Raw genomic sequence first — 8,794 nt, forward strand, 5'->3', positions numbered from 1 at the left:
TGGAGAGAAAAATGCATGCTCGCCTATTTATGGTTATCGGTAACGTTACCTCACTGTTATCCTTTTTTCTTTCCTGCTGAAAACAGGTCAATAAATAAACCTATAAATACAATCACCCACGTGACTAAAGCTAATATAACAAATAAAGCGGAAACTGGTTGAAGGAATGTGAAGCCGGTAATGCCGGCATACGCGAACGTACACACGCCATACATGCCTAAAGGGAACACCATCGACCAGTACTGGGGATCATACTTCAGCGGTACCCTGGCAATAAAGTGCCGGTAGGCGAACATCAGAAAAAGCAAAGGGAGCCACCAGCTGGCAAATGCCCAGAAAAACATCGTGAACGCCTGTACGAAACCGGCCCAGTGTTGCAGTGTTTCGTGGCCATTGGCATACATCACCAGCCGTGACCCCGCCAGTGTAATAATAGCTACCGCCCCCATATTGATCCAGTAGGGCGGCGTAAGGGTTTCTGCCTTCATACTGAAGAAAAGCCATCGGTAAAGGATCAGGCCGATCAGCACAAAGTAAAACATGCCGCCGATCATATAGGTGCATAAGGAAATAAAAGCAATGAGCCAGTGCAAAGGACTACTGTTGGCAATAATGGCCCCCAGTACCGCTACGGATTCAGTAGCCACCACGATCAGGAGCCAGGCCCCATTAATACTTTGCTCCAGCGAAGGCTTGGGTTCTTTCAGAATGTTGACCAGGAAAAAAGTGTATAACAACAACGCCCAGAGAATAAATCCCGTTACCCACAACACCAGTGCAATATCCATCCGCCCCGTAATAATGGCCACCTCGCTCCCTAATACATTATTCCCCGCCACCAGCGTAAGAAAGGTAACACCCCGCGCAGAATGATGCAGGTCATTCCACACAATCACCGGGTACCTGATAATACGAAGGATAAGAATGATCCAGAGCAACCCGTAAAAAATAATATTTAATACCAGGAACATTTCAGACAACCACACGTAATGCCAGAGAAACAACCCGATAGATACGATGCCCGTGGCCATTACCAACGCGAAATAGCCGGGAAAGAAGTTTTCCAGCGATGTAGTGCTAACAGGCTGACCAGGATTTGCGAGAGGAGCTTGAGGCATGATCAGGGTTTTAATGAACAATCTTACTGGTAAAAATAAGGTAAATCAGGCTTGCTTTCGTTTTTGACACAAGATGGGGATTGCAGGAAATATTTTTTAGTAGTACTATAGGGGTTTATTTCACGGGAATCGTCTTATGCCTGAAAGAAACCTGTAATTGGGAAGGTATCCCTTTGGAAAAGTATTACCTATGACAGAAACAACTTTGAATTCAGTTATTTTTTATTTATTCAGCGCCATCATTATTTTAAGTGTGATCGAATCGTATTTCAGTTATACCCATGACAAAAAATACTATGAGTCAAAAGATACGCTGACGACCATTTACCTGATGAGTGTCAACTTTCTCGTGAACGTAGTCATGAAATCCGGTACTTATCTCTTATTGGATTATTGCTTCCGCCATTACCGCCTCTTTAGCATTCCCAATGGATTGCTTTACTGGACCGTGCTGGTGTTGTTGCAGGACTTCTTCTACTGGCTGCTGCATGCTACCGGACATTACATCCGCCTGTTCTGGGCGGTGCATGTTACGCACCATTCTTCGGAACATTTTAACCTGACCACCGGTTTTCGTTCCAGTGTATTTGAACCCATATACCGGCTGTTCTTCTTTGTGCCATTGAGTTTAATGGGATTTAGCGCCATCGATATTTTAATCGCCTATTATGTAACGCAAATCTATGGTAACCTGGTGCACACACAAACCATTGGCAAACTGCACCCGATCATTGAATATATTTTCGTGACACCTTCCCATCACAGAGTACACCACGCCAGCAACTACCGGTACCTGGATAAGAATATGGGCATGCTGCTGATTCTCTGGGATCGGATTTTTGGCACCTTCCAGGAGGAGCTGCCGGAAGACAAGGTAAGGTACGGCCTTGTGAAAGATCTGGAAAACAGAGGGCCTGTAAACATCATTTTTCATGAGTTCATTGCCTTGTCGGAGGATATGAAGAAAACGGAGGTATTGTCCGACAAGCTGAAGTACCTGTTTTATGCACCAGGCTGGAGCCACGACGGACAATCACAAACGAGCAAAGACTTGCAGCGGCAACTGGAAACGGAGGAGAATGCCGCCTGCCTGGAAAGCTAGTAAAATAAAGCAGCAGGAGGGAAGGCAATTAATTTTCCTTTCTGCTGCCACCTCATCGCAGGTATGCTGATTTGTTCCCCAAAAATCACTACCTTTTCTCTGCAACTTTTTAGGGTATTATTGTGATCCTTTACCTGACCAACTTTACTATCTACATGGAACAGATTAGCAGGCCACTCCTTGCCGATGAAATACGCTTGTTAAATAAGCTGAAAAGAAAATCGCTCAAGCAGCGCGTAGCAAGATATAAAGTATCCGATTTTATCTTTATTTTCCTGACAGGTATATTATTGCTGGATGCAGCCATGTTGATGGAGGTAGATATTGCGGCAGTTGTGTTCGGAACTTTGGCCGGATTGTGTTTTTCTTTTGTGGTATTGGCGCCTTATGAAATATACCGGCAACGCAGACGATCAAAGAAAAAGTGGTCACAGCTCAATCATTTGTTAATGGAAAACGGGATACAGGTAACCCTTGTAAATGCACTGCAGGTAGCCGTTGCCAAAGAATATGAAGATGAGGGAGACTTGTTCATTATTGAATATAAGGCGGGTGAGGTATTATACCTCTGGGATCATGACGATCAATTGAAAAAACGATTTCCCTGTCAGCAGTTTGAGATTTATAAAGAAGACTTTATCTCCTTAACAGGCCGGCCGGTACACGCATTAAGCGAAAGAATACAACCGAGAGAAATTGATGCCCAATCAAAGTGGAAATACCTGAAGAAGTATGGTGGCCTGGAACACATGGCCACAGAGCAAATTGGATTTGAAGAATTAATGAGCCGATTTTAATCAACTATTACTGGCCTTCGTAATAAAAAAGACATTCAGCGCCACATACAGCAACAATACCACCTGTGCAAGTATCAGGTCCATCCGGTGCGCCTCTTTTATTTTATTTGCCTTGATTAGTTTCAGCGACCATGCCGAAGATGTAATGACCGCGAAAATGAAAAACAGCGTAATACCATGTAAGGTATCTACCAGTGTAAAAGTAGTGGAGTCCGGCAGGGAAGAGTCGATGATATACTTGTTACCGATAGCAGCAAACAGAGAGCCTACACCCAGTCCAAAGCGGGAATCAATATTGTCGGGGTGGATATAAAAACAGATATACGCAATCAGGAAAGATACATACATGCCCAGGAACATTTTCCAGAACAGTTGCCCGGCATCTCTGCTAATTCCGATTCTAACGGTAAAGGAACTGTATTCCGTATGCGGTGTAGCCAGGGAGGTATCACCAAAAGCGGTTTCATAGGCTTTGGTGCCGGTAGACATTTTAAAGCTGTCTATATTCCAGCCTCTCAGCGTAAAGCGCGGATCATATTGTTTCCCCAGCGAATCTGTCACAAATACCATCGATTTAGAATCGAACTGTGAGTTTTCTATGGAGAACCGCAACCTTTGTTTGTCAAAAGGAAAGTTGTTGATCCTCCACGAATCCTTCATCACACACTGCAATTTCATCAGTAAATAAACGTGGCCATTGCTGGTATCTATAGTAGAAAATGATTTGCTAAATGATTTTGCCTGCGGGATTTCCAGGTTCTGCAGAAAGTCGAATGCTTTGTTCTGATAGGTTAACCAAAGCCAGAGATTTATAGTGTACTCACTTTGTTTGAAATCAATATCGTGGATACTGGTCACGTAGATGCCGGTCTTCACCGTATCAGGCGGCGTTTGCCCTGACAACGCAGGCGTAACAGATAAAATGAAACCCGTTAAAAGCAGCAGTGCTTTTTTCATCTATTTATTTTTTTAGAGAGATAAGTATTGCATCCTTTACACTCCTGATAAAGATAACGCAAATTACGGTAGCACGGAAAGGTTGTGTAAGGGAGAAAGGTCGTGCCATCGGATATCCCCGCTGCCATAAGTAAGCACTAAATGCTGGTGATGGGCTACCTGTACGGATATAATATCGCTTGCATATTCTGTAACAGGGATTGCCGGATCAGTGGTTACTTTCCAGTTATCGTCGTATGCCTGAATGTGATTGCCTTCCGCTACTAATTCTCCGGTGCAGGTCATCGTTTGCCGGTCTATCAGTAATAGTCTGCCGAACCGGGTGAACGCGAGCAAGGTGGTATCATTCAGAAACAAGACGGTGTAATTAAGCGTATCCGGATCTTCGCTGTCGGCGTAACCTGCGGCGGCTGCAAACAAATCGGCTTGTTCCAGGACCGCGGTATTTTCGAAGAACGGGAAACTGAAAATTTCGATGCCGGCACTGTTGTGCGGGCCTGTCACAAATTCATTTCCATTGGGTGAGAAATTACCGGCAATACGATCCTGGCAGGCCGACAATTCCTGCACCCTTATCTTACCATCGGTAAACTGTACCAGCAACAGGCTGGCATCATCCTGACCGGCGGCGACTTCGATCAGCACTTTTTCGTTATCGGGGGTAGCAATGAGACTGTAATTGTTTTCCTGGTGACCATCGAGTGTATAATGATCCAGCATGGCAAAATCGGCGGCGCGAATCACATACAGGTGGTCCGGCGCTCCGGGAGCGATGATCCAGAGCAGTGAATTATCCGGACTGAAAAAACAGTTGGCGCCGGTGAAACTATTCCAGGGTTCATGCGTAAACGTCCAAAGTAAATTTCCGGTGCCGTCGAAGATGCGGATATCTTTATAGCCGGAAACACCAATCAGACTGCCGTTGGCATTAGCGCTTACTTTACAGCCGACATAACGGATCTTTTGTGCCTGAAGATCTCTGCGCCAGATTTCCTTCAAATCCCTGTCCAGCCGTATTACTTCCGGTCTTTCTTCAAAACTCAGCAAATAACCGCCATCTGTCAGGAATATAATGCTGGCGCCTTTAATACCGGGTGATAACTGCAGGGAGATGGGTAGCGCGATCTCTAAAAAAGTTGCACTCATAATTATTCGTTCCTTAAATATAAGGTAATTATTCAACGTATCATGTTCCCGGTGGAGAATCATTAGTTGATACCTTAATACTAAGGGGCAGGCGTATAGTCCTGATAATACAGGACGTTTGAAACAATGCTATCCGCAGTACACCTGATATACCCTTGAATGGTATCGGGTAAAGCCTTTGCCTCCGGTTTCTGGGAAGGTTTATACTTATAGAAGAATTTAAAGTAGCCGTTTAGTGGCGCAAATGACAGCTGATGCCCCTTAAAGTACATATAGGAGCTTACATTTCTTATTTCTATATTTCGCTCCGTGCTATGTGCTTTGATAAACAGGGGGACAATACTATTGGCGCTGAGTGGAAGCGGCCCTTGTTCAGCGGTATAGCCCAAATACTTCTTGTAGATCTCATAGTACCTGGTTTTCTTGTGGACGGTACTTTGTTGCACGTCCTCTACACCGGGATACGAGATTTCATTTACCACGCAGCTGATGGTATCGGCTGCTTCCAGCTTATAGAAGTGTAATGCGGTGTGCATTGTGGTGTTGTCATAATGCGGGGCATAGATGTTCAAAAATCCAGGCAGATAAAGATCTTTGTCGCTACTATTAACCACTGACAGTAATACATACATTTTCACCGTATTGCCTGTATCAAGCCGGACTTTTAGGAATGAAAGCTCCAGTGATATCTCATTCTGGGCTACTGCGGAAAAGAAGGTAGCAATTAGTAATGAACAGATGGTAAGTACTTTCTTGGGCATATACATTTTTAAATTTGAGCAGGTGGCCTCTGGCATGCAGGACCACCGTCCATCATGTCCAGCTGCCTGTAGCAGGGGAAGGTTTTCATTGTTCGTTCACTTGTTCACTGATATTGATTGATATTCGCTCTATAGGGGGCATTTGGTATTACATTCAATGATATATAATATTTATGAAGAATACAAATAGGAAAACGACATAGTGATGTATACGGGCTTCATATCTATAGGCTTGTTTCATGAATTAATCAAGCTATTATAATAAAAAAACGGAGGTGACAGGCAGATACCTGAAACCTCCGCTTTACTACTGCTTGTACTGGCAATGAAGCGTTTTAAATCATGCCTCTCATCCACAAGGACAAATAAATGGATAGTGTTTAGGATCAATGATGGGGGCGATACCGAAGAAGTCGTTCAGCACTGATTCTGCTGTGCAGTAAGCACCTTCTACCCATGCCTGATCATTGGAGTAAGCTTCGCCGACGATAAAGATATCGGCATCGGCGCCGTCGATCAGCTGTGAGGGCTTCCTGATTTTTTGTTGCACATCACAGATGTTGTAATGACCGGCATAAGCGTGGTAGCCGGCATTAAACGGCGGTTTGGACCAGTCCATATACTTTGTTTCCAGCGGCTCGGGAACAGACCTGTAATCGGCCTGTGGACCAAAGTGTACCGCCGCCAGTTGCTGACGCAACATTTTTACCATGATCTCCGGTGCTTTGCGGGGGCCTTCCAGCGTTTGACAGTCACTTGAAACGGGCGTTTTGCGCACTTTGTGTGGTCCCAGTTCCAGTTCTGACCAGAAGCTGGTGAACTGTTCGTCATCGTAGCTGGCAAGCAGCCCGTATATTTTATCCCCACTTTGATCGAGGGCGTTGTTACCGAAGTACACTACCTGCCGTATAGGCATGTCCGTTACACTGGGACCGATCGTGTTGCGTTGCGAGGCATTGAGCAATTGTTGCTCCTGCACCACGGTTAACCTTTCCTTTACAAGTGTTTCCACCTGGCTGATTAAATCGGCTGCCGCAGCAAAAGGGGTTTCCATGATCTGTTTATCATTCCCGATGGCTTTGATATAAGCCGCCGGAAATTTTTGTTGGGTAAGCGTGGCCAGCACGGCAGTGGTCACCTCGTAGCTGTTGATCTGCGCCGGATAGGGAGGAGGGTTTTTCGAATTATCCGCCCACCACGGCTCATGGAAAAACATGCCCACTTTATACGAGGGCTGCATCACCGCAGATTCCAGGTACAGTTGTACTTTTTCATGATTGAGTACATCCAGTCCTTCATGATTTTCATATCGGGTGGCTTGTGCTACCAGCTCAATGGAATGCCGGGGCATGGCGAGCCAGGCGGCATTGGTTGTTTTAGCGCCTGATTTTTTGTTGGGGTTTTCCCTCGTCGCAATGGTGTAATGAATGACTTTATTTTTCTGGAGAATAGAATGCAGGCGGGTGTTGGGATAATAATTAAAACGAACACCTTTTTCTTTCGCCAGTTTCACGATGGTATCGAACAAGGCATTGAACATGCTGGAATAACCGGTGGTCAACGTTTTATATTCGGTACCGGGCGTGAATTCATTATTGGCCTGAAAAGCCACGGCAGCATTCCAGTTGATCACATTGGACGTATAGCCGTTCCCGTCAGACGTATAGTTGTAACCTTCGGAGCCCAGTTGATCGAACATCAGATTCCAGTAGCCGATATCTTTCAGATAGTCACCTTTTTTGTAGACCGATGATTCGGGCAGGTCGATATTTATTTTACCTTCCTGGTAAAAAGTACACCATTCTGTACGTGTTTTAGGGCCATGGTGCTGGGTAACAGCCAGGCTTTCCACGAGATTAAAACCGGTATCCGGAGAATCGGTGGCGCCAAAATTATTGACGTAATAGGGGGCGGGATTAGTGGAAGTAATATCGTTCAGGTACATGTTTTTTGTACGCAAACAATACAAGGGATTAGTGGATTCGTTAAAGGGAACCGAATATTTGTCGAGGCCCAGTTGAGATATTACGGTAGTGACTAAACGATGTCCTTCGCTTTCGGGTTTGCCATCCCATTGGGAGTAGCGCATGCCACCTACTTCGAGGTAAGAATTGTTTTTATCGTCTTTATAATGCCAGGTGCATACGCGTGCGCCGGCAGCACGGGAGCCGGGATTTTTTTTAGAGAAATCATATTGTCCCCAGTCATATAATTCGAGGGTGTCGCCTTTCGTGAGTAGCTTTGCGTTCTTTTTGCCGCCAACGGCCTGACCATCGAGCAGTCGCCAGGCGGTATATAGCCCTGCAGCACCCGCGCCGAAAATAGAATAGGTTTTACTTTCCATAGAGATTATTATTTTGAGGTGTATAATAAGATGGTTTATCCTTCCAGGCCAAGGCGGCGCATTTGTTCCGGCAGATCTTTTTCCGGTATCACCACTTGTACCAGCACGGGTTTATTGGTAATGCCTTTGAGTTTTCCCAGTACAGCATTCAGCTCTTTGATGGTCGACACGCGGAATCCTTCTGCGCCATAGGCTTTGGCCAGTGCGAGGTAGTCCCATTCGGGGAGGATATCGAAGGTGTCGAATACGTGTTTGGGTCCGGGTTTAAAGGAGTCGAGATTAACGTATACCTGTTCTATAGCATATACCGCGTTACTCATTACAAAAATAACGGCGTTGAGTTTATTTCTGGCGAGGGTAGACAACGACTGACAGATCATCATAAAGCCACCGTCGCCCGCTATGGTCCAGGCTCTTTTGCCGCTTCCCAGCTGCGCACCGCAGGCGGCGCCGGTTTCGTAGCCGATTACCTGCCAGGCAGCGGAGGAAATGAAACTGTTGCGATGTAAGCCATACGCATTGGTGGCTACATACAGGGCGGAGCTGACACCAAAAGTCATCACAATATC

At 45.5% G+C, this 8,794-nt stretch carries 8 protein-coding genes; 2 read left to right on the top strand and 6 right to left on the bottom strand.

The window, feature by feature from the left end; translation table 11 throughout:
* Positions 1 to 56: 56 nt before the first annotated feature.
* Positions 57 to 1,118 carry a tellurite resistance/C4-dicarboxylate transporter family protein gene (locus tag VIP81_RS31650; protein ID WP_331971583.1) on the bottom strand — a complete coding sequence of 354 codons (1,062 nt, stop codon included), beginning with the start codon at positions 1,116 to 1,118 and terminating at the stop codon, positions 57 to 59.
* Positions 1,119 to 1,308: 190 nt separating this feature from the next.
* On the opposite strand from VIP81_RS31650, the gene VIP81_RS31655 reads away from it, so the two are divergent.
* Together VIP81_RS31655 and VIP81_RS31660 are read left to right on the top strand one after the other, a co-directional pair.
* Complete coding sequence (locus tag VIP81_RS31655) at positions 1,309 to 2,220, top strand: sterol desaturase family protein (protein ID WP_331971585.1); 912 nt, start codon at positions 1,309 to 1,311, stop codon at positions 2,218 to 2,220.
* 155 nt (positions 2,221 to 2,375) lie between these two features.
* Complete coding sequence (locus VIP81_RS31660) at positions 2,376 to 3,017, top strand: hypothetical protein (protein ID WP_331971588.1); 642 nt, start codon at positions 2,376 to 2,378, stop codon at positions 3,015 to 3,017.
* On the opposite strand, the gene VIP81_RS31665 is transcribed toward VIP81_RS31660, so the two are convergent.
* The 5 genes from VIP81_RS31665 to VIP81_RS31685 form a co-directional block, all read right to left on the bottom strand.
* A complete protein-coding gene (locus VIP81_RS31665) occupies positions 3,018 to 3,974 on the bottom strand; it encodes a hypothetical protein (protein WP_331971591.1) in 957 nt (318 codons plus the stop codon).
* Between the two features lie 63 nt (positions 3,975 to 4,037).
* Positions 4,038 to 5,120: a hypothetical protein gene (locus VIP81_RS31670; RefSeq protein WP_331971594.1), complete on the bottom strand. Its 1,083-nt coding sequence runs from the start codon at positions 5,118 to 5,120 to the stop codon at positions 4,038 to 4,040.
* Between the two features lie 80 nt (positions 5,121 to 5,200).
* On the bottom strand, positions 5,201 to 5,881 hold the full coding sequence (locus VIP81_RS31675) for a hypothetical protein (RefSeq protein ID WP_331971597.1): 681 nt from the start codon (positions 5,879 to 5,881) through the stop codon (positions 5,201 to 5,203).
* 349 nt (positions 5,882 to 6,230) lie between these two features.
* A complete protein-coding gene (locus tag VIP81_RS31680) occupies positions 6,231 to 8,225 on the bottom strand; it encodes a hypothetical protein (RefSeq protein ID WP_331971601.1) in 1,995 nt (664 codons plus the stop codon).
* Between the two features lie 35 nt (positions 8,226 to 8,260).
* Positions 8,261 to 8,794: thiamine pyrophosphate-dependent enzyme (locus VIP81_RS31685; RefSeq protein WP_331971604.1), on the bottom strand; the 534-nt coding region annotated here is incomplete at its 5' end.

It is taken from the genome of Chitinophaga sp., assembly GCF_036566945.1.
Taxonomy (GTDB): domain Bacteria; phylum Bacteroidota; class Bacteroidia; order Chitinophagales; family Chitinophagaceae; genus Chitinophaga.

Coding starts and splice junctions, on each gene's coding strand:
- VIP81_RS31660 (WP_331971588.1), top strand. CDS start 2,376: ATGGAACAGATTAGCAGGCCACTCCTTGCCGATGAAATACGCTTGTTA.
- VIP81_RS31655 (WP_331971585.1), top strand. CDS start 1,309: ATGACAGAAACAACTTTGAATTCAGTTATTTTTTATTTATTCAGCGCC.
- VIP81_RS31680 (WP_331971601.1), bottom strand. CDS start 8,225: ATGGAAAGTAAAACCTATTCTATTTTCGGCGCGGGTGCTGCAGGGCTA.
- VIP81_RS31675 (WP_331971597.1), bottom strand. CDS start 5,881: ATGCCCAAGAAAGTACTTACCATCTGTTCATTACTAATTGCTACCTTC.
- VIP81_RS31665 (WP_331971591.1), bottom strand. CDS start 3,974: ATGAAAAAAGCACTGCTGCTTTTAACGGGTTTCATTTTATCTGTTACG.
- VIP81_RS31650 (WP_331971583.1), bottom strand. CDS start 1,118: ATGCCTCAAGCTCCTCTCGCAAATCCTGGTCAGCCTGTTAGCACTACA.
- VIP81_RS31670 (WP_331971594.1), bottom strand. CDS start 5,120: ATGAGTGCAACTTTTTTAGAGATCGCGCTACCCATCTCCCTGCAGTTA.